This window comes from Mesorhizobium sp. Root102, assembly GCF_001425625.1.
Lineage (GTDB): Bacteria > Pseudomonadota > Alphaproteobacteria > Rhizobiales > Rhizobiaceae > Mesorhizobium.
In genome coordinates, this window is the sequence record NZ_LMCP01000010.1 from 13,774 (window position 1) to 39,882 (window position 26,109).

At 64.0% G+C, this 26,109-nt stretch carries 24 protein-coding genes and 1 pseudogene; 8 read left to right on the plus strand and 17 right to left on the minus strand.

The genetic code is table 11. From position 1 onward, the window contains the following. Positions 1–26: 26 nt before the first annotated feature. Positions 27–767 (minus strand): FadR/GntR family transcriptional regulator, encoded by a 741-nt coding sequence (locus ASD12_RS10205; protein ID WP_056584983.1) that lies wholly within the window; start codon positions 765–767, stop codon positions 27–29. A gap of 102 nt (positions 768–869) precedes the next feature. Between ASD12_RS10205 and ASD12_RS10210 the strand changes: the two genes are divergently transcribed. Next, the gene (locus ASD12_RS10210) at positions 870–1,775 is read left to right on the plus strand and encodes an NAD(P)-dependent oxidoreductase (protein WP_056584985.1); all 906 of its coding nucleotides are present in this window, start codon (positions 870–872) and stop codon (positions 1,773–1,775) included. A gap of 31 nt (positions 1,776–1,806) precedes the next feature. Here ASD12_RS10210 and ASD12_RS10215 read toward each other — a convergent pair whose 3' ends face one another. From ASD12_RS10215 to ASD12_RS10240, 5 genes are all read right to left on the minus strand, one after another. After that, on the minus strand, positions 1,807–2,016 hold the full coding sequence (locus ASD12_RS10215; protein ID WP_056584987.1) for a hypothetical protein: 210 nt from the start codon (positions 2,014–2,016) through the stop codon (positions 1,807–1,809). Positions 2,017–2,027: 11 nt separating this feature from the next. Next, entirely contained in the window at positions 2,028–2,207 is a 180-nt protein-coding gene (locus tag ASD12_RS10220) for a hypothetical protein (RefSeq protein ID WP_056584989.1), read from the minus strand. A gap of 553 nt (positions 2,208–2,760) precedes the next feature. Next, positions 2,761–3,474, minus strand: coding sequence for an SOS response-associated peptidase (locus ASD12_RS10230; RefSeq protein WP_056584993.1), 714 nt, complete (start codon positions 3,472–3,474; stop codon positions 2,761–2,763). A 75-nt stretch (positions 3,475–3,549) separates the two neighbouring features. Then, positions 3,550–4,353: a FadR/GntR family transcriptional regulator gene (locus tag ASD12_RS10235; RefSeq protein ID WP_056584995.1), complete on the minus strand. Its 804-nt coding sequence runs from the start codon at positions 4,351–4,353 to the stop codon at positions 3,550–3,552. A gap of 7 nt (positions 4,354–4,360) precedes the next feature. Then, on the minus strand, positions 4,361–5,800 hold the full coding sequence (locus ASD12_RS10240) for an FAD-binding oxidoreductase (RefSeq protein ID WP_056584996.1): 1,440 nt from the start codon (positions 5,798–5,800) through the stop codon (positions 4,361–4,363). Positions 5,801–5,961: 161 nt separating this feature from the next. Here ASD12_RS10240 and gloA point away from each other — a divergent pair, with 161 nt between their 5' ends. After that, the gene (gene gloA, locus ASD12_RS10245; protein ID WP_056584998.1) at positions 5,962–6,372 is read left to right on the plus strand and encodes a lactoylglutathione lyase; all 411 of its coding nucleotides are present in this window, start codon (positions 5,962–5,964) and stop codon (positions 6,370–6,372) included. Positions 6,373–6,458: 86 nt separating this feature from the next. Here the strand turns inward: gloA and ASD12_RS10250 are convergent, their stop codons facing one another. The 4 genes from ASD12_RS10250 to ASD12_RS10265 form a co-directional block, all read right to left on the minus strand. Next, positions 6,459–7,427: an ABC transporter permease gene (locus ASD12_RS10250; RefSeq protein WP_056585017.1), complete on the minus strand. Its 969-nt coding sequence runs from the start codon at positions 7,425–7,427 to the stop codon at positions 6,459–6,461. Positions 7,428–7,431: 4 nt separating this feature from the next. Then, positions 7,432–8,934 (minus strand): sugar ABC transporter ATP-binding protein, encoded by a 1,503-nt coding sequence (locus ASD12_RS10255; protein WP_056585019.1) that lies wholly within the window; start codon positions 8,932–8,934, stop codon positions 7,432–7,434. Between the two features lie 5 nt (positions 8,935–8,939). After that, the gene (locus ASD12_RS10260) at positions 8,940–9,923 is read right to left on the minus strand and encodes an ABC transporter permease (RefSeq protein ID WP_056585146.1); all 984 of its coding nucleotides are present in this window, start codon (positions 9,921–9,923) and stop codon (positions 8,940–8,942) included. A 159-nt stretch (positions 9,924–10,082) separates the two neighbouring features. Further along, complete coding sequence (locus ASD12_RS10265) at positions 10,083–11,165, minus strand: sugar ABC transporter substrate-binding protein (protein ID WP_056585020.1); 1,083 nt, start codon at positions 11,163–11,165, stop codon at positions 10,083–10,085. 212 nt (positions 11,166–11,377) lie between these two features. Here ASD12_RS10265 and ASD12_RS10270 point away from each other — a divergent pair, with 212 nt between their 5' ends. Next, positions 11,378–12,982 (plus strand): GMC family oxidoreductase N-terminal domain-containing protein, encoded by a 1,605-nt coding sequence (locus ASD12_RS10270; RefSeq protein ID WP_056585021.1) that lies wholly within the window; start codon positions 11,378–11,380, stop codon positions 12,980–12,982. Here the strand turns inward: ASD12_RS10270 and ASD12_RS10275 are convergent. Next, positions 12,979–13,806, minus strand: a complete 828-nt coding sequence (locus ASD12_RS10275; protein WP_244482817.1) for an NAD(P)-dependent oxidoreductase — start codon at positions 13,804–13,806, stop codon at positions 12,979–12,981. The genes ASD12_RS10270 and ASD12_RS10275 overlap by 4 nt on opposite strands. A gap of 155 nt (positions 13,807–13,961) precedes the next feature. Between ASD12_RS10275 and ASD12_RS10280 the strand changes: the two genes are divergently transcribed. After that, the gene (locus ASD12_RS10280; RefSeq protein WP_162252237.1) at positions 13,962–14,693 is read left to right on the plus strand and encodes a FadR/GntR family transcriptional regulator; all 732 of its coding nucleotides are present in this window, start codon (positions 13,962–13,964) and stop codon (positions 14,691–14,693) included. Between the two features lie 48 nt (positions 14,694–14,741). Here ASD12_RS10280 and kdgD read toward each other — a convergent pair whose 3' ends face one another. From kdgD to ASD12_RS10300, 4 genes are all read right to left on the minus strand, one after another. After that, positions 14,742–15,674, minus strand: coding sequence for a 5-dehydro-4-deoxyglucarate dehydratase (gene kdgD / locus ASD12_RS10285; protein ID WP_056585026.1), 933 nt, complete (start codon positions 15,672–15,674; stop codon positions 14,742–14,744). A 79-nt stretch (positions 15,675–15,753) separates the two neighbouring features. Then, the gene (locus ASD12_RS10290) at positions 15,754–16,581 is read right to left on the minus strand and encodes an ATP-binding cassette domain-containing protein (RefSeq protein WP_056585028.1); all 828 of its coding nucleotides are present in this window, start codon (positions 16,579–16,581) and stop codon (positions 15,754–15,756) included. Further along, complete coding sequence (locus ASD12_RS10295) at positions 16,578–17,651, minus strand: ABC transporter permease (RefSeq protein ID WP_057144808.1); 1,074 nt, start codon at positions 17,649–17,651, stop codon at positions 16,578–16,580. The genes ASD12_RS10290 and ASD12_RS10295 overlap by 4 nt, the downstream gene beginning before the upstream one ends. Before the next feature lie 141 nt (positions 17,652–17,792). Then, complete coding sequence (locus ASD12_RS10300) at positions 17,793–18,881, minus strand: sugar ABC transporter substrate-binding protein (protein WP_056585032.1); 1,089 nt, start codon at positions 18,879–18,881, stop codon at positions 17,793–17,795. A gap of 188 nt (positions 18,882–19,069) precedes the next feature. Between ASD12_RS10300 and ASD12_RS10305 the strand changes: the two genes are divergently transcribed. Continuing rightward, positions 19,070–20,098, plus strand: coding sequence for an aldo/keto reductase (locus ASD12_RS10305; RefSeq protein WP_056585034.1), 1,029 nt, complete (start codon positions 19,070–19,072; stop codon positions 20,096–20,098). A 131-nt stretch (positions 20,099–20,229) separates the two neighbouring features. Here the strand turns inward: ASD12_RS10305 and ASD12_RS10310 are convergent. Next, a pseudogene (locus ASD12_RS10310) lies at positions 20,230–20,730 on the minus strand (peptide deformylase). A 113-nt stretch (positions 20,731–20,843) separates the two neighbouring features. After that, complete coding sequence (locus ASD12_RS10315) at positions 20,844–21,434, minus strand: amino acid synthesis family protein (protein ID WP_056585035.1); 591 nt, start codon at positions 21,432–21,434, stop codon at positions 20,844–20,846. A gap of 163 nt (positions 21,435–21,597) precedes the next feature. Between ASD12_RS10315 and ASD12_RS10320 the strand changes: the two genes are divergently transcribed. The 3 genes from ASD12_RS10320 to ASD12_RS10330 all read left to right on the plus strand — a co-directional run bounded on the left by ASD12_RS10320 (position 21,598) and on the right by ASD12_RS10330 (position 26,084). Beyond that, positions 21,598–23,397 (plus strand): helix-turn-helix domain-containing protein, encoded by a 1,800-nt coding sequence (locus ASD12_RS10320; protein ID WP_056585038.1) that lies wholly within the window; start codon positions 21,598–21,600, stop codon positions 23,395–23,397. A gap of 175 nt (positions 23,398–23,572) precedes the next feature. Further along, positions 23,573–24,550 carry a flavin reductase family protein gene (locus tag ASD12_RS10325; RefSeq protein WP_056585041.1) on the plus strand — a complete coding sequence of 326 codons (978 nt, stop codon included), beginning with the start codon at positions 23,573–23,575 and terminating at the stop codon, positions 24,548–24,550. A 22-nt stretch (positions 24,551–24,572) separates the two neighbouring features. Next, entirely contained in the window at positions 24,573–26,084 is a 1,512-nt protein-coding gene (locus ASD12_RS10330; protein ID WP_056585043.1) for an aldehyde dehydrogenase, read from the plus strand. Positions 26,085–26,109: the final 25 nt, after the last annotated feature.

Here is a 26,109-nt window from a genome sequence, read left to right on the forward strand (position 1 = left end):
GCCCGCGACCGGTCGTGGCTTGCCCCCTAATCGTGAACAGCTTTGTCGCGCAGATCTTCGAAGCGGGCGTAGCTCTTGGTCAAATGGCTGCGCATGGCGCGCCGCGCCGCGTTGACGTCCCTGGCTTCGATGGCAGCCAGGATGACGCGATGCTCGCGCTGCATGCGGTCCAGATACTTCTCCCGCTCGGGAATGGTCATCCGGTCGAGCCGCGTCCACTGGCGCGGGATCATGGCGCTGCCGAACGTGTCGAACAGCCGGGTGAAATTCGGGTTTTGGGTCGCAGCCAGGATGGCGCGGTGAAAGCCGAAATCCTCTTCCGAACCCGACCCGCCGGCACGCACCGCCGCCTCCAGCGCATCGAGCCGCGAACTCATCTGCTCGAGCGCTGCGTCGCTGCGCCGCTCGGCGGCAAGGCCGGTCGCCTCGACCTCGATGCCCATGCGCAGTTCCAGCACACGCAGCACCTCGTCGATCGATTCGAGATCGTCCGGCAGGATGGAAAAGGTCCTTGGCAGCGGATCCTTGGCGACGAAAGCGCCGAGGCCCTGACGCGTGGTGATCAATCCCCGGGCGCGCAGTGCCGCCAGCGCCTCGCGCACGACGGTACGGCTGACACCGGTCGCGGCGACGATCTCCTGCTCGGTCGGCAGTCTCTGGCCCGGCGCCAGATCGCCGGATTCGATCTGCGCGATCAGCGTGTTGACGAGCCCGGTCCTGAGATTGGGCGCTTGCGGTATCGCATCGAAAAGCATGGGCTCCGCCATCGGGGGACTCCGGTCCGATTCTCCCGCAAGGATTGCATCGACAGGTGCCCACCGCAAGGTGACCAGAGGTCAGCCCGCCAGCGTAGATCATAGGAGGATTGCATGAAAGAACGCATTGGCTTCATCGGCCTGGGCAGCATGGGCGCCGGCATGGCCGACAATCTGCTGCGCAAGGGCTGGCCGCTGACCGTGTGCGTGCATCGCAGCCGCACCGCTGCCGATCGGTTGATAGCAGCCGGTGCCAGCGAGGTCGCAACCCCGCGCAAACTCGCCGCCGCCTCCGACATCGTCATCCTGTGCGTCACCGGTTCGCGCGAGGTTGAAATGCTGATCAAGGGGCCGGATGGCCTTGCCGTGGCCGGAACGCCGCTGCTGATCGTCGACTGCTCGACCTCCAACCCGTCGTCGACCACAGCCCTTGCGACCGACCTTGCCGAGCAGGGCGTCATGCTCATCGATGCGCCGCTGGCGCGCACGCCCAAGGAGGCGGCCGAGGGCAAGCTCGACGTCATGGTCGGCGGCCCGGCCGAGGCGGTCGCCCGCGCGCGCCCGGTACTTGAAGCGTTCGCGGCGCGAATCATCCACACTGGCCCGACCGGCAGCGGCCACACCATGAAGCTGCTCAACAATTTCGTCTCGATGGGCTATTCGGCGATCTACTCGGAGGCGCTGACACTGGGCGCCAAGGCCGGCCTGACGCCGCAGGTCTTCAACAGCGTCATTTCAGGCAGCCGCATGGATTGCGGTTTTTACCAGGCGTTCTTCGATTTCGTCCTGAACCGCAACGAAAACGCCCAGCGCTTCGCCATCGTCAACGCGCTGAAGGACATGACGTATCTTGCTTCATTCGCGCAGGCGGCGGGTGTTGCCAACCCGATTGGTGCTGCGGTGCGCAACGGCTTTGCCACCGCCGTCACCACCGGCCATGGCGAGAAATTCGTGCCGGCCTTGTCGGATATTGTGGCGGGGTTGAATGGGGTGTCGCTGGTGGAGCAGCCGGCGGAGTGACGGGCCGACTGTCGCAGCCAATGACAAGCGATCACCCCAGCACAGGCGGAGTGGGATCGTAGCCAATTGAAACTATCCCCGGATGCCGGTGGGCGATGGCGAGTATCTGGGTCTCAAGCTCGCAGTTATAGGCCATGAGCGCCTTCACGGTCTCAAGTGGGCTGTCGTAGCGCGCGATGAGCTTCATGGCTTCGGAATGGAGCTCGGCTTTGGCTTCGGCGTCAAAGTGCATCGTACCCATGGCGGTTCCTCCTAGCGTGTCGCGCGGCGAGGGGCGGTGAGTGCATCAAGTCGCTCCTGAAGATGCCCATTGAGCACGATCATTTCCTTGAGCGCCTTCATCACATCACCCTTGTGGACGGCGATGAAATCCTCGGCGTGAGCCTGGAGGGCGGCCTCCTGGCGACTGTTGAGTGTCACAATGCGGTCCATAGCAATTACTCCAAACGCTACAGGATCGCAGTGAACAAAAAGGGAACATAAATGTCAAGGGTGAATTGACTCGGAGAGGAACTCATTCCTATTTTCTAATATGCCGGAGCAGCCCAGAAAACCCCGCCGCCTTGTGCAGACCCTTTGCAAAGCACATGAGGTCGGTCAGTTGATCCGCGTCCGGTGCGTCAACTGCAACATCACCCGCCATTATCTGCCTGGCGACCTTGCCAAGCTTATCGGGGACATTCCGTTTTGGGATGTTGACCGGCATATGCGTTGCGAGCGGTGCAAACGTCGCGACCTTGATGTCGATATCCTGCTGCCAAGCGCATCGGAGGGCTTGAGGATACGGGTGAGGCGGCTTGTTGAAATCCGCATGGTGCGCCGTGTGATCTGGAGCGACGAAGAGTAGGCGCTAACAGCCCGGCATTTCAATCACTTGCCGCCGATTTGCTTAATGCTGCTTACGACGAAAAACGACCAAGATTGCAAGAAAGATGGCAATTGCAAGGCCCGGTGCTACGTCCGACATTACCCGAAGGCCAGCCATCTAGAACAACGAGCCTTGGCTTGGCAGGGGTGGTGCCTGCTCGGGAAACTTGATCTGCGTGGCCGGCTTCTCGACAATCACAAGGGCATCGTCAGGCGCCGTGCGCTGTAGCCGCTTCGCCTCAGACCATGGCGCTGTCAGCCACGTCTCGGTCTCCTCCTGCGTCCTCAGGATCACCGGCATGGCCTTCTCATGGATCGGCTTGATGAGCGCATTGGGAGCGGTCGTCATGAACCCGTAAAGCTCGAAATCGCCGGGGCCATCCCTGACCTTGCGCACCCCATGCCACGGGGTCCAGAGGCCAGCGAAGAAGAACAGCGGGCGGTCCTCATTGAGAGCGAACCAGTAGTTCCGCTGGATGCCTGTCTCAGGGTCCTTGTCACCGGGTGTCGGGCTCGGCTCGGCAAAGCTGGTCACCGGCACCACGCAACGGTTCTCGACGCCGACATATTGCTGCCAATGGCCATACTGGGGATTGCGTATGTTGGTCGTGCCGTAGTCCGCCTTGCCCTTCATCCGCTCAACGGGTGTCGGCATGCCCCACAGCAGGTTCGCCAATTCCCGCTGCCCGTCCAGCGCATTGCGCACCACCGGGCCGGGGCGGTTGGGATAGATGTCGATGGACGGCTCAAGGTTGCCCAGGATGTCCCGCAGAGTCCGGGTCCATTGGCGGACGGCCTCTTGTGACGTGGTGATGTTGTAGAGGTTGCACATGGTCACACTCTGCCGTGAGTGTGCTCCGCCGACCAGTCGAAAAATTCGGACGAAATAGCACCGAGGACGAAACCGCTACCGCGCAGCCTGCCCGCGCACAGCCTTCCGCAGCCGTGAATGCCGCACCGGAGAGGCTGCCTCTGGCACAGGAGCAGCCTCCGCAGCCGTCTCCCCATCGTGCAGCCCAACCCGCAGCGCCGCGCCCGCCAGATGGTCGCGCATCGCCGCTTGGGCGCCCTCGACATCGCCTGCCCGGATGGCGGTCAGGATGCGCTCGTGCTCGCCCAGCGTGATGCGCGCCATGTCGTCCGATTTCTGCTGGTTGCCGGCGGCCAGGATGCTTTCGCGCACACGCTCGGAAACGAAGCCCAGGAACTGGCCCATGTAGCCGTTGCGCGTCGCTTCGGCGACGGCGCGGTGGAATTCGAGGTCGCTGCGCAGCCAGGCGACGCTGCCATAGGGTGCCGCGCGCATGCCGGCCAGCGCGGCGCCCATCGCGGTGAGATCGGCCTCGGTGCGCCGCTTTGCGGCAAAGGCCGCCGCCTGCACCTCGAGGATGCCGCGCAGTTCGAACAGATTGCGGAACGAGTCGGCGCGCTGCAGCGCCTCATAGTCGATGGTCAGCACCGTCGGGTTGTTGCTCTCCACCACGAAGGCGCCGCGCCCCTGCTGCGACCAGATGCGGCCTTCCGAGCGCAGCCGCGCGATCGCCTCGCGCACGACGTTGCGGCTGACGCCGAACGTGGTCGCCAGCGCCTGCTCGGTCGGCAGCTGGTCGCCGGGCTTGAGGCGCCCTTGCGCGATCTCGCGCGAGATGGAACTCGCCACCAAGGTGGAGAGATGCGGACCGCGATTGACCTTGTCGAGTTTCAGCGTCATCGCTCACCTATAGACCATGATCGGGCCTGCTTGCCAGAATGCGGCCGTTGCTCAGGATGTGGCGCGGATCGAATGCTTCCTTGATGCCTGCCGCCAGACCAAGCGTCACCGGATCGATGCGTTCGAGGAACGCCTTCTGCTTGACCCGGCCGATGCCGTGCTCGGCGCTGATCGAGCCGCCATAGCGATCGACGATGGCGAAGATCACCGCCTCCGCCTCCTCGAACAGATGCTCAACCGCGTCAGGTGCCATGCCTTCCGGCGGCACCACGTTGAGATGGATGTTGCCGTCGCCGACATGGCCATAAGTGACGGCCAGCGCGTCGGGGCGCGCGCGCTGCAATTCGAAGAGCGTATCGGTGACGAAATCGGCGAGCTTCGAGATCGGCACCGAGACGTCGGTGCGCAGATAGCGGCCGCCGCGGCCCTGGCGCTCGACCATGATCTCGCGATAGAGCCACAACCGCTCGGCCTGCGCCCGCGTCGAGGCCACGATGCCGTCCTCGACGAGATCCGTGACGCCGCCGAGAAAGCCCAGAAGCATGGCGGACAGGTCGATGAGCCCGCCGGAAGACACCTCGATCAGCACATAGGCCGGGTAGGCCTTATCAAGCGGATCGGGAAAGTCCGCGCCCTCGCGCATGGTGATCTCGATGCCGCCGCGCAGGATCAGTTCGAAGGCGGTGAGAAGGTCGCTGCAGTCGCGCCGCGCCCGCGCATAGAGCGCCATCGCATCCTCGACCGAACGCAGGCCCACCAGCGCCGTCTCGATCTGCGTCGGCTTGGGAAACAGTTTCAGCGCGGCGGCGGTGACGACGCCGAGCGTGCCTTCCGAGCCGATGAAGATCTGCTTGAGGTCGTAGCCGCGATTGTCCTTGCGCAGCACCTTCAGCCCGTTCCAGACGCGGCCGTCGGCCAGCACCACTTCGAGGCCAAGCACCAGGTCGCGCGTCATGCCGTAGCGCAGCACGTTGAAGCCGCCGGCATTGGTGGCGACATTGCCGCCGATCCGGCAGCTGCCTTGCGCGCCGAAGGTGATCGGCAGCAGGCAGTCGCTCTGCTCGGCGGCGCGCTTGGCATCTTCGAGGATGCAGCCGGCCTCGACCACCATGGCGAAATCGATCGGGCTGATCGAACGTATCCGGTTCATGCGCTCCAGCGAGATGACGATCTCGCCGCCATCGGCCGCGACGGCCGCACCGACGAGGCCGGTCAACCCGCCTTGCGGCACGACCGGGATACGCTGCGCATGGCAATACCGCATCAGCGCCGACATCTCCTCGACCGATGCCGGCCGCGCCACCGCCAGCGGGCGGCCGAAATGGTCGCCCGACCAATCGCGGCTATAGCGCGCGAGGTCTTGCGTCGCGGTCAGCAATCCGCCATTCGGCAGCACGCCGGCAAGGGCAGATGTCAGCGATGCGGAGGTGGGCGGCACGACATTCATGAATTGACTCTGGACCCCAGGGGAAAACGACTGGACAACCACCGTTCTTGTCGTGTTATCATACAACCCTGATTTAGAACATCAAGCGAAGCCATATCCCCGCCACCCGTTTGATGTGGATGGTCAGACCAGCAAATCACCTGACACGGAGGACTTTCCCAATGAGCGACGCCCCGGGCTTTCGCTATATGCACACCATGATCAGGGTGCTCGACCTCGACAAGTCGATTGCCTTCTACACCGAGGTTCTCGGCATGACCTTGCTGCGCCGGGAGGACTATCCTGGCGGCAAGTTCACCAATGCCTTCGTCGGCTATGGGCCGGAGGACAAGGAAGCTGTCGTCGAGCTGACGCTGAACTGGGGCAGGGAAGAGCCCTATGAGATCGGCACCGGCTTCGGCCACCTGGCGCTCGGCGTCAACGACATCTACGCCGTCTGCGCCGAGTTGGAGAAGCGCGGCGCCAAGATTCCGCGCAAGCCAGGGCCAATGCAGCATGGCACCACCCACATCGCCTTCGTGGAAGATCCGGATGGCTACAAGATCGAGCTGATCGGTCTCGACACGATGTAACGACCTGATCGGGCGGGGTCGCATCGAGCCTGTGATGCGACCCCGTCCTGTCCGCGCTTGCTTGGGAGGCGGTGCGGATAAAACTGTCACTTGATGACCGCAATCTTGCTGCGGTCGATGGTGATGGCGACGGCGGCGATGAGCACCGCGCCGAACACCATGTTTTCCAGGAAGATGTTGACGCCGACGAAGGTCATGCCGATGCGCACGATCGAGATGATCAGCGCTCCGACCGCCGTGCGGGCGACGCCGCCCAGCCCGCCGGTGATGGCGGTGCCGCCGACGATGACGGCGGCAATGGCCGGCAGCAGCAGCTGGTTGGCAAGGACCGGCGAGCCGCTCGACAGCCGCGCCGCCAATACGACGCCGGCGATGGCGGCCAGCATGCCCGAGGCGGCGAAGGCGATGATCTTGGTGCGGTCGACATTGATGCCCGCCGCCCAGGCGGCCGGCTCGCCGGCGCCCACCGCAATCGCCTGGCGGCCAAAGCGCGTGTAGCGCAGCGCGAGGAAACTGGCGATGCCGATGACGGCCGAAATCAGCACCACCACCGGCAGGCCGGCGACCGTGGCGTTGATCCAGGCGGTGTTTTCGCGGCCACCTTCCTCGATGGTGATGGCGCGCCCGTCGGACACCCACAGCGCGATGCCGGTAACCACGCCGCCGGTGGCGAGCGTCGCCACGAAGGACGGCACGCGTAGCTTGACATGAACGATGCCGCTCAACGCACCGAAGGCGAGGCCGGACAGGATCGCTATGGGAAAGGCGGCGAGGCCGAGCGAGGGCAGCAATTGCGCCAGGACGACGCTGGCCAGCGAGGCGACCGCCTGGATCGACAGGTCGATGCCGCCGAGCAGGATGGCGAAGGTGACGCCGGTCGCCAGGATGAACAGCACGGCGGTGTTGGCAAACAGCAGCGCCACGGTCTCGCCGGTGAGAAAGCCGGGCGCGGCGATCTCGATGATCAAAAGCAAGGCGACAAGCAGGACCAGCGGAATGGCGCCTTGCGTCCACTTGCCTTCGAAAATTCGCCTGAGGGAGAAAGCTTCATTCATCGGCTCACACCATTGCCCGAAGAAGGTCGACCTGGTTCGGCTTGTTGCCCGGGCTGGCATCGAAGCGCGCGGTGATCTCGCCGTCGCGCATCACCAGCACCTGGTGCGACAGGCCGATGGTTTCCTCCAGCGTGTCGGAAATCAGCAGGATCGCCACGCCTTGCGCGGAGAGATCGCGGACCAGTTCGTAGACCTCCTCCTTGGCGCCGACGTCGAGGCCGCGCGTCGGGTGGTCGAGCACGAGGATGCGCGAGCCCGCCGTCATCCAGCGCGCCAGCACCACCTTCTGCTGGTTGCCGCCGCTGAGCTTGCGGCAGGCGGCATCGGGGCCGGGCGCCTTGATGCGCAGCCGCTTGATCCAGTCGGCGGCCAACCGCCGCTCCTTGCCATAGTCGATGGCGCCATGGCGCATGACGCTGGAGAGATCGGCCAGCGAAATGTTCTCGGCGATCGACAGGAACATCACCAGCCCCTCGAGCCGCCGCTCGCGTGGCACATAGCCGATACCCTTGCGCACGGCGGGCTCGGGCGAGCCGAAGCGCACCGTGTCGCCGGCGATTTTCATGTCGCCGGAATCGTGCTGAAGGAAGCCGCCGATGGTACGCGTCACTTCCTCGCGGCCGGAGCCGACGACCCCGGCGATGCCGACGATCTCGCCGGCCCTGATCTTGAGATCGACGCCATGGTAGGCGCCGTTCGCGCCAAGTCCCTTGGCCTCGACCATGACCGTCTCGCGCGGCGCCTGCTGGCGGGCCTCGCGGTAATATTCGGCCTGCAGGCCGCGCCCGACCATGATCTCGTGCAACTCCGGTGCGGTGACTTCGGCCGCGCGGTGTTCGGCCACCACCGCGCCGTCCTTCATCGTGTAGACGCGGTCGGAAATCGCAAGCACCTCGTCGAGACGATGCGAGACGAAGACGAAGCTCGCGCGGGACTTCAGCGATCGCACGCGCGCGAACAGCACTTCGATATCGGCGGCGTTGAGCACCGAGGTCGGCTCGTCGAGCAGGATGAGCAGCTGTCGCTCGACCACTTCCTCCAGCGTCAGCGCCTTGGCGAGCTCCACCATCTGGCGTGCGGCGAAGGTGAGCTCGGAGGTGCGCGCCGTGACGTCGATGTCGACGCCGATCTTGGCCAGCTGGCGGCGCGCCGCGGCGTTCATGGCGCGCCAGTTGACGATACCGAAGCGGGTGAAGCGGTCCTCCTCGCCGAGATAGATGTTTTCGGCGACCGTCAGATTGAGCACCAGCGACTGTTCCTGGAACACCATGCCGATGCCATGCCGGGCCGCGTCGCGCGGACTGCGCATGCGAAGCTGCTCGCCGTCCAGCGTGAGGCTGCCGCCATCCGGCCGGTAGCTGCCGGCCAGCACGCGCATCAGCGTCGACTTGCCGGCGCCGTTCTCGCCGATCAGCCCGACCACCTCGTTCGGCCGGACCTCGATCGAGACGTCACGCAGGGCCTGCACGCCGGGAAAGTTCTTGATGATGTGGGACGCCTGCAGCATGGCGGTCACTTCACGATTCTGAGGCGCATGCGGTCGAGCGACAGCGCCACCGCGGCGATGATCATCAGGCCTTGCACGGTCTGCTGGATGTAGGGCGAGATGCCGAGCAGGATCATGCCGTTGGCAAGCACGGTGACGATCAGCACGCCGATCAGCGTGTTGACGACGCCGCCTTCGCCGCCGGTCAGCGCCGTGCCGCCGACGACGACGGCGGTGACCGCGGCAAACAGCCTGCCGTCGCCGATGACGGCGTGCGACTGACCGAGCTGTGCAGCGGCAAGCACGCCGGATATGCCGAAGAAGAAACCGGCCAGCGCGAACGCGGTGATGCGCACGCGCACCACGTTGACGCCGGAGAGCTTGGCGACATCCTCGTCGCCGCCGATCGCCAGTATGTGGCGGCCGAGCTTGGTGTGATACTGGATGACAGCGGCGAGCAGGAACGCGCCGGTGGCGACCCACACCGCCAGCGGCAGGCCGAGGAAACGATGCAGTGCCAGGTCGCGGATCGTGGCGTCGTTGAGCCGGATCGCCGAGCCGCCGAGCATATAGACCGACAGGCCAAGGCCGATGAACCACATGCCGAGCGTGGCCATGAAGGAGGGGATGCGCAGCATGGTCTGGACGAGGCCGCTGACAAAGCCCATGGCGGTACCGGCGATGACCGCGGCCAGCACCGCCCACCAACCATAGTCGTTGCCATTGCTGTCATTGGCGGCGAGCAGCACGACCACCATCGCCGACACCGACAGCGTGCCCTCGACGGAAAGGTCGATGCTGCCCATCAGGATGATGAAGGTCAGGCCCATCGCCAGCGTCAGCGGCACCGCGGCCGAATTGGCGAGACGCACCAGGTTGCGCAGCTCGATGAAATTGGGATTGGCAATGGCGATCAGCATGCACAGCACGATCAGCACCGCCAGCGGCGCCAGGCTGCGCCAGCGCCTGCCACCGAACACAGTGGCGATGCGGCCGGGGAGAAATGTCATAAGCGTCGTCCGCTCGATGTCCGAAACGGACTTCATGGGTTCTGTATGGATTGTCAAGAAACCGCTTCCCGTCTGCTGATGACAGTCGCCGATGCGGATGCAATGCACGACGACGGTAAGAGGAAGCGGGCCGCCAGGGAGAGCAGCCCGCTCCGGCGGTCAGGTCCGGATGGCTCCGGTCACCCGACCCCACAGGTCGTTCCAGTCGATCTCCGGCTTCGCATCCACATTGGTCTTGTAATATTCCTCGACATTGTCGTGCGAGATCAGCACCGCCTTGCCGTAGAATTCGCGGTGCTCCGGCGGCTCCTTGACCGGATCGAACTTGCCGATCTTGGCATTGTAGCCGATGGCGAGACCCATGCCGCCCTGCCAGAACGGATCCGAAGTGACGGTGCAGGCGAACTCGCCCGTGCGCACCGCGTCGACCGCCGTCTTGATACCGTCGACACCGACGATCGGCACCTTGCCGGCAAGGTTTTCTGCGCGCAGCGCTTCAAGTGCGCCGGAGCCCATGTCGTCATTGGCGGCCCAGATGCCCTTGATGTCGTCGCCGAAGCGGGTGAGCAGGTTGCCCATCAGGTCGAAGGCCTCGGTCGATTTCCAATTGGCGACCTGGAAGTCGAGCAGCTTGATGTCGGGATTGGCGGCTAGCGCTGCGTCCAGGCCCTTCTTGCGCTCGATCGCCGCCGTGGTCGAGATCAGGCCGCCGAGCGCCACGATGCCGCCCTTGCCGCCGATGGTCTTGAACAGGATCTCGGCGATGGTCTTGCCACTTGCGATGCCGTCGAACTCGATGTGGGAAACATAGTTCGGGTTGAAGTCCTTCGGGTGCAGATCCGCCGGCTTGTTCCATTGCGTCACCACATAGGCGCCGGCCTTGGCGCAGGCCTCTACGATCGGGCGCGCATCAGGCGTGTCGTTGGGATCGGAATTGAGCACCATGTTGCCGCCGGTCTTGGCCAACATCGCCTTGATGTCGGCAATGCCCTTCTCGCTGTTGCCTTCCGAAACCAGTGTGACATGTTCGAGCCCTGCCCATTTGGCATAGGCCTCGGCCCCGGTCTTCCACACCGCGTGATAGGGGTTGGACAACGACCGGATCGATGTCACCAGCGTCGGCTTTTCCTGAGCGCGCAAAACCTTCGGCATGGCAAGCGCCGCCACGCCGGCGGTGGCTCCCATCATCAGCGTCCGGCGACTGACTGTGCCGGAAAGCGTAAAACTCGTCTTGTCCTTCATTATTCAAACCTCCCGATTGAAATCTGTTTCCCGCCCGGCGGCATGCGCGGGGAGCGCGGCCGGGCCTCCGATCAATGGATTGTCAAGCTCCTCCACTTGTACGACAACCCTTCAACACGATAACCATACCCTTTCTCTTGACGCAGCACAAGCGACTTGAGATCGTCGCACGCGGAGGGCAGGGCGCTGATTTTGCCTGCCAGGGAGTGAGAATGTCGGATTACATCATCGTCGGCGGCGGCTCGGCCGGCTGCATTCTGGCCGCCCGGCTGAGCGAGGATCCGGACGTGTCCGTCGTCCTGCTCGAGGCCGGACCGCCCGACACCGATCGCTACATCCATCTGCCGGTCGGCTTCTTCAAGATGACGGCAGGGCCGCTGATCTGGGGCTATGACACGGCACCCGGCAAGGCTATCGACGGCCGCACCATGGTCTATCCGCAGGCGCGTGTGCTCGGCGGCGGCTCCTCGATCAACGCCCAGGTGTTTACGCGTGGCTGCCCACAGGATTACGACGGCTGGGTCGCTGACGATGGCTGTACCGGCTGGAGCTACGCCGAAGTGCTGCCCTACTTCATCCGCTCGGAGGGCAATGACACATTCGCCGGTCCGCAGCACGGCACCGATGGCCCGCTCGGCGTTTCCAGCGGCGCCCCGCATCCGTTGACGCGGATCTTCGTCAAGGCGGCGCAGCAGGCGGGTCTTCCGTTCCGGGCCGACTTCAATGCTGGCCAACAGGAAGGCGCCGGCTTCTACCAGACGACGACACGTCAGGGGAAACGCAGCAGTACGGCGGTCGCTTATCTGAAGCCGGCGCTTGGCCGCAGGAATCTGGCGTTGCGCACCGACGCCACGGTCAGCCGCGTCGTTGTCGAGAACGGCCGCGCCATCGGCGTCGAGGTCATCGTCAATGGCCGCACCGAGCTGCTGCGCGCCGGACGCGAGGTGATCGTCACCGCCGGCGCCATTGGCTCGCCCAAACTTTTGATGCTGTCCGGCATCGGCCATGCCGCGCATCTCAGTGCGCATGGCATCAAAGTGATCCATGATCTGCCTGGCGTCGGGCAGAACCTGCATGATCACATGGATGTCGATGTCGTCGCCGAGCTCAACGGGCCGCATGGCATCGACCGCTACAAGAAGAAGCGCTGGCAGGCGATCGCCGGTCTCGAATACGCGCTGTTCGGCAAGGGGCCGGTGGCCTCCAACATCGTCGAGGCCGGCGGCTTCTGGTGGGGCGACCGCGCCGAGAAGACTCCGGATATCCAGTTCCATTTCCTGCCCGGTGCCGGCGTCGAGGAAGGCATCGGCTCGGTCCCCGGTGGCAATGGCTGCACGCTGAATTCCTACCATGTCCGCCCCCGCTCGCGCGGCAGCGTCACGCTGCGGTCAGCCGATCTGCGCGATGCGCCGATCATCGATCCCAATCCGTTTGCCGAACGCTATGATTTGGAGCGCGCCGTCGATGGCATCGAGATCAGCCGCGAGATCCTGTCACAGCCGGCCTTCGCCAAATACATCAGCCGGGAACATCTGCCGGGTGCGGCAATGAAGGGACGCGCGGCGCTCGAAGCCTTTGCCCGTGAGCATGGGCGCAGTGCCTACCACCCGGTCGGCTCGTGCCGGATGGGCAGCGATGCCGCGAGTGTGGTCGATCCCGAGCTTCGCCTGCGCGGACTGCAAGGTCTGCGTGTCTGCGACAGTTCGGTCATGCCAAGCATCGTGTCATCCAACACCAACGCCGCGGTCATCATGATCGCCGAAAAGGCGGCGGATCTGATCGCCGGGCGAAGCCCGCTGCCAGCGGTGACGGCCTAGTCGTCGTCAAACATCGAGCGCGGCGGGAAGTCGGTGCGGCTGTAGTCGACGACGATGAACTTGCCGCCCTGGTAGCGCTCGACCACCGGATTGTCCGTCACCTTGCCGCGCACGCGTTCGGCCTGGCTGTCTGAACTGTCCAGCGGTCTCCAGCCGATCTTGTCCCTGGCATCGTTTCGCCAGAAACCGCGGCTGTTGTTGGACTGCCCCCAGATGACGGAGCAACCGACCCGCTCTGCCTCGGCGCAACGCTCGACCAGGCGGACAAAATCGTCATGCGATATCCAGGTCGACAGGATCCTTTCGTCCGGAACTTCCAGCAGCACCGAGCCGATGCGGATCAGCACGCTTTCGACCGCATGCTTGTCAAAGTAGAGCCGCGCCAGCATCTCGCCATAGGCCTTCGACAGGCCGTAATAGCCGTCCGGGCGCAACAGGCAGTCCTGATCGAGAATCTCGGTCCGTTCATAGAGCCCGACCGCATGCACGGAGGAAGGGAATACGACCCGCGCGTTCTGGATGCGCGCCGCCTCGTAGATGTGGAAGCTGCCGCGCAGATTGGGGCCGAGCACCGTTTCGAAGGATTGCTCGGTGGAGATACCGCCGAAATGCAGGATCAGCCCGCAGCCTTGGGCAATATCGTTCACAGCCTGCTGGTCCTCGAGATCGGCGACGGTGAAGCTCGCTCTGTCCGGCAGCGGGATCGGCAAGGGCACGACGTCGGTGAGCCGCAAGGTCCAGCCCAGCACTGCCAGTCTGGCTGAGAGCAGCCGTCCAATCGTGCCGGAGGCTCCGGTCAACAGCACCGGCCTTTCGGGGATCATCACGCCCTGTCCTTTCGCTGATACCGCAGGCATGTTCGCGCGGACCTGGCAAGGCGAATGGAGATCGCGCGCGGCCGACGTGGCATAAATCTCATCATATTACCGTACAAATTAGCGGTTGCCACCAACAATGGTTCGTTTATTGCTTGATGGCGATGAAACGTTCCTTTGGCCTTCCCCCGCAGATCAGCCGCACGGCGCAGGTTGCCGACTGGTTTGCGCGCGAAATACGCGCCGGCCATCTGACCAGTGGCGAGAGACTGCCGACCGAGCAGGAGCTGATCGCGCAGTTCGGCGTCAGTCGCACGGTGATCCGCGAGGCCATGGCTTCGCTGCGCACGGAAGGGCTGGTCGTCAGCCGCCAGGGATCGGGCGTGTTCGTCGCCGACCATGAGGCCAGCACCACGTTTCGCATCGTCTCCGACGAGCTTCACTCGCTGACGGAAGTTCAGAACGTGTTGCAGCTGCGGCTCGCCATCGAACTCGAGGCCGCGGGCATCGCTGCCGAGAAGCGCAGCGACGACGACCTTGCCCGCATGCGCGATTGCCTTGACGCCATCGATGCATCGATCGCCGCCGGCGAGAACGCCATCGAGCCGGACTTTGCCTTCCACCGGGCGATCGCCTCGGCAACCGGCAATCCCTATTTCGAACGCTTCATGCATTTTCTCGGACCCGTCATCATTCCGCGCCAGTCGATCCGTCCGCGGACTGAGACCCCGGAGCAGCGGAGGCTCTATCTCGAACAGGTGCAGATGGAGCACCGCCGCATCTACCAGGCCATCGAGCGGCAGAATGTCGAAGCCGCCCGCTTCACCTTGCGCGAGCATCTGGAAGCGGGCCGCGAGCGCTATGGCCGCATGGTCGATGGTCACGCCAGATCGTAGCAAGCTGTCAACTCCGGTCTTCGATTCGCGCCCGCAAACCATCCCGTCCTACACCAGCTCTCCGACCGGCATATTGCAGGACTGCATGAGCGCGGCCAGCTGCCGCTCCTCTTCTGCCGTGAGGTCGAGAAGCGGTGACCTGACCGGGCCGCAGTCGATCCCAGCGATGCGCGCGCCGGCCTTGACGATCGACACGGCATAGCCTGCGCGCCGGTTGCGGATGGCGAGATAGGGCAGGAAGAACGAGCGGATGAGATCGCCAACCTCGGCCGTACGCCCGGCGCGCAGGGCATTGAAGAAACGCAGCGCGATCTCGGGTGCGAAATTGTAGATTGCTGAGGAATAGGTCGTCATGCCGATTGCCGCGGCGGCACTGGCATGGACTTCGGCCGTCGGCATGCCGCCGATGAAGATCAGGCGGTCGTCCATGCGGTAGCGCAAAGCGGTGAGAAGCTCGATGTCGCCGACACCGTCCTTGAGGCCGATCAAGTTCGGACAATCCTGCGCCAGGCGCTCGAGCGTCTCGGGCGTCAGCACCGCATTGTCCCTGTTATAGGCGATCACGCCGATGCCGACCGAACGGCAGATGGCGGTGAGGTGGCGGCGCAATCCTTCCTGCTCGGACTTGACCAGATAGGGCGGTAGCACCAGCAGCCCGTCGGCGCCATTGGCCTCGGCGGCCTTGGCGAACTCGACCGCCATATGTGTGCCATAGCCGACGCCGGCCAGCAGCGGCAGCTGATCGGGCACTTCGTCCGACGCCGCCCGTACGACGCGCTTGTACTCCTCGAGCGTCAGCGAGAAGAACTCGCCCGTGCCGCCGGCGGCAAAAAGCCCGCTTGCTCCGGCAGTGCCTTGGCTGGCGACATGGGCGCGATAGCCGTCTTCGTTGAAGCCGCCGTCATCGTCGAAAAAGGTCAGCGGAAAGGACAGCAGCCCGCGGCCAAGGGATCTGGTCAGTTCAGTGGGTGAGAGCGTCAAAACGAATACTCCATGCAAGGGGCCGGCCGATCGTGGTCGGGCCGGCGGGGATTGATTCAGCCGTGGCTTGCCGGCTGGTTCATACGAGGCCCGGCCGGACTTCGGCCGCGGCGGCTTCGATCGCCCTGGTGCCCAAGCCCGACTTGACGATGCGGATCAGTTCCTCCTCGCTGGTGTCGGCCGTCGACGCGTCCAGTGCGACCTCGCCCGAATGCAGGAAGTTGATGCGGTCGCAGACTTCAAAAATCTGGTTGTAGTTGTGGACGATCAAGATCACCGAGACCTGGCGCTGCTTGCGCAAGTTCTGGATCAGGCCGAGCACATGCGCGCTCTCGCGCACGCCCAGTGCCGCCAGCGGTTCGTCGAGAACCAGGATCTTCGGCGATGAATAGATCGAGCGGGCCACCGCGATGCACTGGCGCTGTCCACCCGACAGGAGGTCGACCGTGCTGTTGACGCTGGGGATCGTGATGCCGAGCGTATCGAGATAGAGCTGCGCCTGTTCGCGCATCTTCCTGTTGTCCAGCAGGTTCAGGCCGAGGAAGCGCTTGTGGTACTCGCGGCCGAGAAACATGTTGTGGAAGACGCTGAGGTCGCCGATCAGCGCCAGGTCCTGATAGACGGTTTCGATGCCTTGCGCACGCGCATCGCGCGGCGAGGCGAAACGCACCTCCTTGCCTTGCGAGACGATCGTGCCGGTGTCGGGCTGGTGGAAGCCCGACAGGATCTTGATCAGCGTCGACTTGCCGGCGCCATTGTCGCCGACCAGCGCTAGCACCTCGCCCTGGCGCAGCTTGATCGAGACATCGACGAGGGCTGTGACGGCGCCGAAATTCTTGGAGATGTTGGACATTTCCAGCACGACGGGCGCATCGGGGGCGAGCGGTGGAATGGTTTGCGTGTTCATACGCGCCTCCGTGTGCGCAGGCGATCGACCTGGATTGAGAGGATCATCGCGGCGATGATGGCCGCGCCGAGATAGATGTCGGATACGGTGGCCTGGGCGCCGATCATCACCAGGCCGTTGTTGAGCGAGGCGACGACGAAGGCCCCGATCAGTGCGCCGATGACGGTGCCGGAGCCGCCGAGCAGCGAGGTGCCGCCAATGACCGCGGCCGCGATCGCCTGCAAAGTGAGGAACGGGCTGCCGGCCTGCGGATCGGCCGAGGTGAACTGCGCCGTGTTGATGATGCCGGCAAAGGCAGCGCAGCCGCCGGCGATCATGAAATTGTAGATCTTCATGCGGTCGGTGCGCACGCCGATCTCGCGGGCGCCGATGATGTTGGAGCCGGTGGCGATGGTGTGCAGGCCGAAGGTGGTGCGGTTCAGCACCAGAGCCAACACCAGCACCACCAGCACCGCCCACAGGAAAGGCGTGAACGCCGTAATGCCGTGCCAGGACAGGAGCGCATCCGACGGCTGGTACAGGCTCTGCCCGAAGATGGCGTTGAAGGGCTGCTCGACCGGCGCCACGATCGGCTGGCTGTTGTAGATCGAGACGACGATGCCTTGCAGGAAGAACAGCATGCCGACGGTGGTGATCAGCGACGGCACCTTGAAGCGCACCGTGATGATGCCGTTGATGGCGCCGACCAGTATGCCGATCAGCACGCCGATCAGCGCGCCGACGGCCAGCGGCAGGCCATAGGTCACCGACAGCAGCGCCATGACATAGGGCGCGATCGAGAAGATGGCGCTGAGCGACAGATCGATCTCGCCGGTGATCATCAGCATGACTTCCGCCGCGGCGACCAGGCCGAGCCGGCCGGTGTCACGCAGCACGACGCTCATGAATTGCGGCGACAGGAATCCGCCATCGCTGCCGAACTGGAAATAGATGACGAGCACGATGGCGACGACGGCGATGCTGGCCTCGCGATAGCGGGACAAAAGGATCAGCAGCCTTTCCGTCATCGTGTGCGGGACCTTGACGCCGACGGCGCTCTTCCCGGCTCTTGCTGTTTTGGTTGGCTGCACTGTGACTTCCTAATTTCGAATACTGGGCGAAAGGCGGGTTGGCGACAGGCAAGCCGAACGCATGGCGTGCAGTCAGCGATGGCCCGCCACGTCACCGGAAAATGACGTGGCGGGGGCAGGAGTTCGCTTGGCCGGACCGTGTCAGGTCGGCTCGACGTCTGAGCGGCCCTCGAAGCGCGACTTGCCGACATAGGCGTCGACATTGTCCTTGGTCACATAGGCCTGGCTGGTGTCGCTGTTGGCCGGGCCGACAAGGCCGCCCGACAGTTTGTAGAGATACATCTGCTGCACCGGCAGGAAGCCCTGCAGATAGGCCTGCTGGTCGGTGGTAAAGTTGACGTCGCCAGCCTTGATGAAGTCCAGCGTCTGCGGGAACAGGTCGAAGCCGGCCACCGCGCCGCCGGCTTTCACCAGCCCGTATTTGTTGGACACGAAACCGCAGGCATAGGTGTCGGAACCGCCGGTGCCGAACAGGCCGTTGACGTTCTTGTGGCTGAGATAATAGCTCTCGACACGCGAGATTTCGGTTGCCGGATCCGGACCGGTGTTGACGACATCGTAGGTGACGCCGCTGTTGCTGTCCTTGATTGCCTGGATGTAGCCGTCGAGGCGCGGCTGCGTGTTGAGCGAGCCCGGCACGCCGATCGACAGCATGACGTGGCCGCCCTCGGGGATCAGCTTCAGCCACTTCAGCGCCGAATTGTAGCCCGACTGATAGAGGGGCTGGCCGACATAGGAGAGCCGCTTGTTGGGGCTGCCGACCGGCACGTCGGCGTTGAAGGCAACGACCGGAATTCCGGCTTGCGCGGCCATGTCGGTGGCAGCGTCGAAGGCCGTCGGATCGACCAAGCAGACGGCGATGCCGTCCGACTTTTGCGCGATCGCTGTCTGCATGGCGCTGACCATTTCGGAGACGACGTTCTTCTGCGAACCTGTCCACTGGTAGCTGCAGCCGAAGGCGGCGCAGGCATCCTGGATGCCGTAGACGGTCGGCGTGAAGAACTGGTCCAGCGTCACATGGCAGACGAAGTGGAACTTGTAGGGCTTCTTCGGCAACCCGGGCGATGAATCGGCTGCTCGTGCCGCGCTGATACCGCCGGCAAAACCTGCTCCCAGCCCGCTGGCGAGGCCTGCTGCACCAAGGCCAAGTTTTCCTGCCAGTGCGAAGGCACTGCGCCGGGAGATGGCCGCATTCGCCATCTCCATCTGATTTTTCGTTTCGTCGTCCATGCTTTCTTCCTCCCTCTTCGTTTGCGGGCTTGCTCACCTTTGTCGTCTGGTTACATTGTTATATGACAAGTTTTGTGTCAATGCTTTTTCGACCCCGGTGCTACGGCGCTCTTCCTCAGTCTGAACACGGCGCGGGAGGCCGCCGCATCGCCGGAACGATGGACCACTAAAGATCGCAGGAATAGAAAATGGCTGAAATCGAATTCAGGGCTGTTAGCAAGGGCGGCCTGAAGGTGACGACGATCGGGCTCGGCGGCACCGGGCTGGGCAACATGTACCGCGCCGTCGACACCGATGCAGCGGTGAAGACCGTGCAGGCGGCCTATGACAATGGCATCCGCTATTTCGACACAGCACCTGTCTATGGCTTCGGCGTCAGCGAGACGCGTCTGGGGCTGGCGATCAAGTCGCTGCCACGCGCTGACATCGTCATCTCGTCGAAGATCGGTTACGACCTCGTGCCGATCCCATCGGAAGAGCTGAAGCCGGCACTGTGGGACCAGCCCGGCTCCTTCCGTGCCGAGTTCGACTATTCGCGCGATGCGGTGATGCGTTCGCTCGAAGGCACGCTGAAGCGGCTGGACACCGACTATGTCGACATGGTCTCGATCCACGATCCGGACGAAGCCATCCATTTCGGCCCCGGCGAGGACCCGTATGCTCGCAGCCGCTTCCGGGAAGCCATGGACGGCGCCTATCCGGCGCTCGACGAATTGCGCTCGCAAGGCGTCATCAAGGCGGTTGGCGTCGGGATCAACCAATGGCAGATGCTGTCCGATTTCGTCGTGGCTGGAGCGTTCGACTATTTCCTGCTCGCCGGCCGCTACACGCTGCTCGAACAGGAGCCGCTGTCGACCTTGCTGCCTCTCTGCGAGCAGCGCGGCACCAGGATCATCATCGGCGGCCCCTACAATTCCGGCATCCTGGCAACAGGCGCCGTCAAGGGCGCCACCTTCAACACCAGGCCGGCGCCTGAGCCGGTGCTCGAACGCGTCCGCCGTATCGAGGCAGTCTGTATCAGCCACAAAGTATCGCTGCCGGCGGCGGCGCTCCAGTTCCCGCTCGGCCATCCCCTGGTGTCGAGTGTCATCCCGGGCGCCCGCTCGGCCGAGGAGCTGAAACAGAATTTGGCCTATCTGCGCGAGGATATTCCGCCAGCGCTGTGGACCGATCTGAAACGCGAAGGGTTGATCGAAGCCGGCGCGCCGTCCCCCTGACCATCATTGATTTTGCGCCGAAAGATATGCCGCGGTTGGAGCGGCTAACTCTTTGTTTTGAGCAATCCCGGACGGAACACCGTTTCACACTTTTCCTGGAATTGCTCAGGGCGGTGCGTGGATGCCATCGACTAAAAGCCTCGTTGCTGTTTCTGGTATTGTTTGACAAGCCGCTCCCGCTTCAGGCGGGAGAGCCGCTCGATCCAGAAGACACCGTCGAGTTGTTCGATCTCGCGCTGGTGGCAAACAGAAAGCAGGCCTTCGGCCTGCTCGACGCCTTCGTCGCCGTCCAGGGTCTGGTAGCCGATTCGGACACGCGCATGCCGTTCGATTTCCTCGGTGACTCCTGGCATGGATACGCTGCCTTCGATATGGCGGATCGTCTCAGTGGATGCCCAAAGAATGGTCGGGTTCACGTAGCTGCGCAGGCCCGCCGAAGGCGACACTTCGATGACCAACAGCCGCTTCAGGAGTCGATGTGAGGCGCGGTGATTCCGATGCCAGGAGCGGCGCGCATTGTGTCGGTGAGATCGCCCGCAAGCCGGCGCAAATCTTCGTCAAACGCCGATATGGGCTCGGCGACGGAGCGCAGACGAGGATCGGGAAAATCTCACGATTGGCCGTATCGTCACATGTCACTCCGGCATTGGCAGGGGCCAACGTCTGCGCGGCTCTTCTGCACAGAGTAGCTGGAATGGCCATGCTCGCAACGCAAAAAAGGCAGGCAAGTCCGGCCATGCAGCTGTCAGGCTTGAACGCCGAGCCGCTCTTGCTCCATCTCGGCCAAGTCCTGAAAGCGGTCGGCGATGCGGGGATGGATGCGGCCGCCATCCGCCGCGCCGATGGCGACGACGATCTCGTCCGCGGCCGGGCCGTCGGCGATCTGGAAGTTGGCGGTGATGAAATGCGAGCGGCGGCCGTTCTCGCTCTTGTGCATCATTGGCAGCGACAGCAGCGCGCCAGGCGCGTTGCGTGTGTTGCAGAATTCGAGATAGGTCGTGCCGCCGACGGCATCGCGGAACACATTGCCGAAGCGCAGCGTGTGGATCATGGCGGAGGCATGCTCGATCTCGCCGGCGGTTCCGACGGCGGCGGCCTTGCCGTAGCTTTCGATGCGTTCCGCCGGCATCAACCCGATCAGGCGGTGCGTGAGTTCCTGCCCGAGCCGGGGTGCGATGGCGACAATCTCTGGCCGCAGATCCTCGACGAAGCCGCGCCCGGCCCATGGATTGTGCAAGACGGCGGCGACGACGATCGATGTCACCGGCCTCGCGGCCGCCTTGCTGCCTTCGAAGTGCACTTCCTCGGTGAAGGTACAGATCTTCCGCAATTCCATGATTTGGCCTCTTCAGTGAAAGCTCAAATCTAGTAGGCGCAAATCGGCGGGTATTCCTCCGGTTCGTAGGAAGAATCGGCGTGCGCCCCGCTTGGAAGCGGTGTAGCGTTTATATATCCGCGACGGCTTAAATTCGCCCTTCGCGAGTGGCGGAAGATCAGGCGTGGACCACGAGTCGCAAATTCTCTCCTTGCGGGACGCCGCCAGCCTCATCAATTCGGGCGGCGATCTCCAGTCCGTGCTGCGCGACCTCGTGCTGGCGGCCTGCCGTCATGCCAAATGGACGCTGGGCTCGATCATGGGCATCGACGCACCGCATGGCCACGCCTATGTCATCGTGCGCCACGATCCGACGCTCATTCACCGCACGCTGCCGGATCGCTGGGAACTGGCCACCAGTCCCTCGATCGTCGCGCTCAACCGCAATGAGCCGGTCTATATCAGGGACGCGCGGGTGTCGGAGGAGTTCCCGGGCTATCGCCGCGAGGCCTTCGAGCGCGACTACCGCAGCGTGCTGGTGATGCCGATGAACTGCGTCGACGAAGATGGCCGGCCGATGGTGCTGACCGTCGTCTCGCGCAAGATCACCGAAGTGACGGCGGAGGATATCGCCTTCATCGGCATGATCGTGCATCTGGGCGAGATCGCGGTCGAGAAGCAGCATCGGCTGCGCCAGGAGAAGCAGGCTGGCAAACGCCTGCAACGTGCCCTTTCGGCGCACACCTCGCTTCTGCAGCAGGCCTTGTCGGACGGGTCCGTGGTCTCGCTCGCCGAAAAGGTCAGCGAACTTTTGCCCAATCCGGCGGTGGTGATCGATTTCCATGCCAATTTGGTCGTCGCCGGCCGTTCCCCAAGCGAGGCGCATTTCGACATTGCCTCCTGGCAGCAGGCGGTGCGCGGAACGCTGAGCCGGCAGATCTTCAAGATAGCGCGCGGCGCGTCCGACGGACGCCACACCGAGACGCTGTTCGTCGATGACGGCAAGCGCCAGCTTAAGCTTTCGGTGCGCATCGAGCCGCTTACCATCGATGCCGAGGTGGTTGGTGCGCTGATGATTTTTCCGACGCCTCACGAGTCTGGCCAACTCGATCAGATGCTGCTCGACAGCACCAAATTCGCTCTCAGCGTGCAGATGATGCGCAGCTTCGTGCGCTTCCGCTTCGAGACGCGTTCATTGACCGAGCTTTTCCTGGAGGTGGCGGAGCGCCGCTGGCGTGACGAGGCGGATATCGTCAATCGCGCCCGCCGGCTGGGGCTCGATCTGACCGTTGCGCAGAAGATGATCGTCATCGACCTCGCCGAGCAGGCGAAGGATGGTGCCATCGGCCTTGCCGATCCGCATCATGCGCTCGTGCGTCTCCTGCAGCAGGCAGGCATTGCCGGTACGGCAATCGCGGTGGAAGACGGCCTTGTCTGCCTGGTTCCTGCCGATGCCGTGCAAGACGGCGCGCGCTTCGGGAAATTGCCGCACAGGATCGCGGCCGAGCTTGGCCGCTATTTCGAACGCGAACCGGTGGTGGTGCTTTCCGAAGCTTGTGCCGCGCTGGCCGATTATCCCATCGCCTGGGAGCGGTGCCGCCGCATGATCCGGATCGGCCGTTCCTTCGGGCGCACCGGTGTTTTTGCCGGCCAGGATTTCGGTCCGCTGCCGATATTGGTCGCCGCCGCCGACGCTCCCGAAGTGCGCGGCTTCGTCGACGACAGTGTGGGCGCCCTGATTGCGCACGACCGCGAGCACGGCACGCCCTATCTGGACACGTTGTTTGCCTATCTGCGCGAGGGCTGCCGCAGCCAGGCCTGCGCCGACGCCATCGGCCTGCATGTCACCACCTTGCGCTATCGCCTGTCGCGCATGGAGGAACTGTTCGGGATCCGTCTCGACACGCCCGAACAGCGCTTCGCGGTCGAACTTGCGATCCGTCTCAGCGGCATCATCGACAGCCGCGTGCCGGCAGCCCGCTAGACTCTCTGGACCTCGCCTCCATTGTTGCGATGCGGCAGTCGCCGCAAGCGCAGGCTTGTCGCGCCTGCGCTTGCTCGGGATAACAGCAGCACGCCGCGCCATCTTTCCTACAGACCGGAGGAAGAACGCCGGCCGGCTCCTGCCTAGCTTTCGTCCGACACTATGGAGGAAAGCGATGGCGGACGCGATGGCACAAAGGAGGATCGACCCGATCGCCTTGCGTCGTGCCTTCGGCACCTTCGTCACCGGCGTCACCGTCATCACCACGCGCGACTGCGACGGCAATCCGCGGGGCATGACCGCCAACTCCTTCACCTCGGTCTCGCTTGACCCGCCATTGCTCCTGGTCTGCGTCGGCAAGGCGGCGGCGAGCTTTCCCGCATTCAACGAAACACAGTCCTTCGCGGTCAATTTCCTGCATGAAGGCCAGGTCGAAACTTCTTCGGTGTTCGCGTCGAAAGCGGCGGACAAGTTCCAGTCGGTCAACCATGACCGCGCCCACACCGGCGCGCCGATCCTCACCGATAGCCTGACATGGTTCGACTGCACCGTTCACAACCGTATCGAGGCCGGTGACCACATCATCCTGATCGGTCAGGTCCAGGCTTTCGGCACCAGCCCATCGGCGCCGCTCGGATTTTGCCGCGGCCGTTACGCCAGCGTGAAGGATCCGCTGCCCGCCGGCTGGATGGCCTCGCAGGACATGATCATCGGCTATCTGGTCGAAGCGGGGAACCGCATCCTCTTGCGCACAGATGGCAAGGGAAGCTGGGTGCTGCCGACGGCGCGGCGGCGCAAGGCCGACAGCCAGCTTGTCCTCGATGGCGGCGAGGCGTTGACCCTCGTTCCTGAAAACACCTTTCTCTATTCGGTGTTCGACGTCGCTGACAGCGACCCGGGCTATCTCGTTTACCGCGCCGAACTGAGCCGTGAGAGCGCTGAAGCCGCACTTCCGGATGGCCATGCCTTCTTTTCCCTCGACGCGCTGCCCTATGAGCGGATCGCCACGCATGAATTGCGCGCCATGCTGCGCCGCTATGCGCGCGAGCGCCAGGACAAGCGCTTCGGCATCTACATCGATACCGGGGACGGCGGCCGCGTCGCCATGATCGACGGCCAGTCGCAATCGTGGACGCAGGCCGCGTCCGAATGATGCTCCACGCAGGAAATACAGCATGAAAACGACGGTCCGATCGCTCGAAGGCTCACGCCAGAACCTGTTCATCAACGGTGCGTTCGTGGCGCCGAAAAACGGGCAATACATCGACAGTTTCGACCCGACCACCGGCAAGCCCTGGTATCAGTTCGCCGAGGCCGGCGCCGAGGATGTCGGCGCGGCGGTCGAGGCAGCGCGCTCTGCCTTCGCCGCTCCAGCCTGGCGACGCATGACCCAGACCGACCGCGGCAGGCTGGTGCGCCGGCTGGCGGAACTGGTCCTGGAGCACGCCGACCAGTTGGCGCTGATCGAGACACGCGACAACGGCAAGCTGCTCAAGGAAATGCGGGCGCAGATGCGCGCCATGCCCGACAGCTACACCTATTTCGCTGGGATGGCCGACAAGCTGCTCGGTGACACCATCCCGGTGAACAAGCTCGACATGCTCAACTTCAACCTGCGCGAGCCAATCGGCGTCGTCGGCATGATCACGCCATGGAACTCGCCCCTGATGCTGCTCACCGGCACGTTGGCGCCATGCCTGGCACTCGGCAACACGGTCGTCGTCAAGCCGTCCGAGCATGCCAGTGCGTCCACGCTCGCTCTGGCCGAGCTGATCATGGAAGCTGGCTTCCCGGCCGGCGTCGTCAACGTCGTCACCGGCACCGGCGCCGTGGCCGGCGACGCGCTGACGCGCCATCCAGGCATTGCAAAATTCGTTTTCACCGGCTCCACCGTGACGGGCCGGCGGATTGCCGCCAATGCAGCGGAAAACCTCATTCCCTGTTCGATGGAACTCGGCGGCAAGTCGCCTCATGTCGTCTTCGGCGATGTCGACATCGACCATGCCGTCAACGGCGTCGTATCCGGTGTCTTCGCGGCGGCGGGGCAGACCTGCGTCGCCGGTTCGCGCTGTTTCGTCGAGGCCAGCGTCTATGACCGTTTCGTCGAGGCGCTGGTCGAGCGCACGAGGCGCGTGCGGGTCGGGCTGCCGACACTGGAAGAAACCGACATCGGCCCGCTGGCGCTGTCGGCGCAGCTTGCCAAGGTGGAAACCTATGTCGCCTCGGGGGTGCGCCAAGGCGCCAGCATCGCGGCCGGCGGCAGACGGCCGCAGGCGGCCGATCTTGCCGGCGGCTGGTATTTTGAGCCGACTGTGATGACCGATGCCGATAACGGCATGGACTTCATGCAGGAGGAGCTGTTCGGTCCCGTTGTCGGCGTCATGCCGTTCTCGTCCGAAGACGAGATGATCCGGCTCGCCAACGACACCCGCTATGGGCTGGCCTCCGGCATCTGGACGCTGGACATCAACCGCGCGCTGCGTTTCGCCAGGAATGTCGAGGCCGGCACTGTCTGGATCAACACCTACCGCGCTTCCTCCTTCATGTCCGCCAATGGCGGCTTCAAGGAGAGCGGCTATGGCCGGCGCGGAGGCTTCGACGCCATGGAAGAGTTCTCGCGCCTGAAGAACGTCGTCATCGACTACTCCGGCGCCATGCAGGACCCCTTCATCATCCGCCTTCGCTGACCAAACCCGACGCACTGGGGAGACC

What these genes read in the sequence shown, in the direction of transcription:
- ASD12_RS10205 (WP_056584983.1), bottom strand. Translation starts at nt 767, where the DNA reads ATGGCGGAGCCCATGCTTTTCGATGCGATACCGCAAGCGCCCAATCTC.
- ASD12_RS10210 (WP_056584985.1), top strand. Translation starts at nt 870, where the DNA reads ATGAAAGAACGCATTGGCTTCATCGGCCTGGGCAGCATGGGCGCCGGC.
- ASD12_RS10215 (WP_056584987.1), bottom strand. Translation starts at nt 2,016, where the DNA reads ATGGGTACGATGCACTTTGACGCCGAAGCCAAAGCCGAGCTCCATTCC.
- ASD12_RS10220 (WP_056584989.1), bottom strand. Translation starts at nt 2,207, where the DNA reads ATGGACCGCATTGTGACACTCAACAGTCGCCAGGAGGCCGCCCTCCAG.
- ASD12_RS10230 (WP_056584993.1), bottom strand. Translation starts at nt 3,474, where the DNA reads ATGTGCAACCTCTACAACATCACCACGTCACAAGAGGCCGTCCGCCAA.
- ASD12_RS10235 (WP_056584995.1), bottom strand. Translation starts at nt 4,353, where the DNA reads ATGACGCTGAAACTCGACAAGGTCAATCGCGGTCCGCATCTCTCCACC.
- ASD12_RS10240 (WP_056584996.1), bottom strand. Translation starts at nt 5,800, where the DNA reads ATGAATGTCGTGCCGCCCACCTCCGCATCGCTGACATCTGCCCTTGCC.
- gloA (WP_056584998.1), top strand. Translation starts at nt 5,962, where the DNA reads ATGAGCGACGCCCCGGGCTTTCGCTATATGCACACCATGATCAGGGTG.
- ASD12_RS10250 (WP_056585017.1), bottom strand. Translation starts at nt 7,427, where the DNA reads ATGAATGAAGCTTTCTCCCTCAGGCGAATTTTCGAAGGCAAGTGGACG.
- ASD12_RS10255 (WP_056585019.1), bottom strand. Translation starts at nt 8,934, where the DNA reads ATGCTGCAGGCGTCCCACATCATCAAGAACTTTCCCGGCGTGCAGGCC.
- ASD12_RS10260 (WP_056585146.1), bottom strand. Translation starts at nt 9,923, where the DNA reads ATGACATTTCTCCCCGGCCGCATCGCCACTGTGTTCGGTGGCAGGCGC.
- ASD12_RS10265 (WP_056585020.1), bottom strand. Translation starts at nt 11,165, where the DNA reads ATGAAGGACAAGACGAGTTTTACGCTTTCCGGCACAGTCAGTCGCCGG.
- ASD12_RS10270 (WP_056585021.1), top strand. Translation starts at nt 11,378, where the DNA reads ATGTCGGATTACATCATCGTCGGCGGCGGCTCGGCCGGCTGCATTCTG.
- ASD12_RS10275 (WP_244482817.1), bottom strand. Translation starts at nt 13,806, where the DNA reads ATGATCCCCGAAAGGCCGGTGCTGTTGACCGGAGCCTCCGGCACGATT.
- ASD12_RS10280 (WP_162252237.1), top strand. Translation starts at nt 13,962, where the DNA reads ATGAAACGTTCCTTTGGCCTTCCCCCGCAGATCAGCCGCACGGCGCAG.
- ASD12_RS10290 (WP_056585028.1), bottom strand. Translation starts at nt 16,581, where the DNA reads ATGAACACGCAAACCATTCCACCGCTCGCCCCCGATGCGCCCGTCGTG.
- ASD12_RS10300 (WP_056585032.1), bottom strand. Translation starts at nt 18,881, where the DNA reads ATGGACGACGAAACGAAAAATCAGATGGAGATGGCGAATGCGGCCATC.
- ASD12_RS10305 (WP_056585034.1), top strand. Translation starts at nt 19,070, where the DNA reads ATGGCTGAAATCGAATTCAGGGCTGTTAGCAAGGGCGGCCTGAAGGTG.
- ASD12_RS10315 (WP_056585035.1), bottom strand. Translation starts at nt 21,434, where the DNA reads ATGGAATTGCGGAAGATCTGTACCTTCACCGAGGAAGTGCACTTCGAA.
- ASD12_RS10325 (WP_056585041.1), top strand. Translation starts at nt 23,573, where the DNA reads ATGGCGGACGCGATGGCACAAAGGAGGATCGACCCGATCGCCTTGCGT.
- ASD12_RS10330 (WP_056585043.1), top strand. Translation starts at nt 24,573, where the DNA reads ATGAAAACGACGGTCCGATCGCTCGAAGGCTCACGCCAGAACCTGTTC.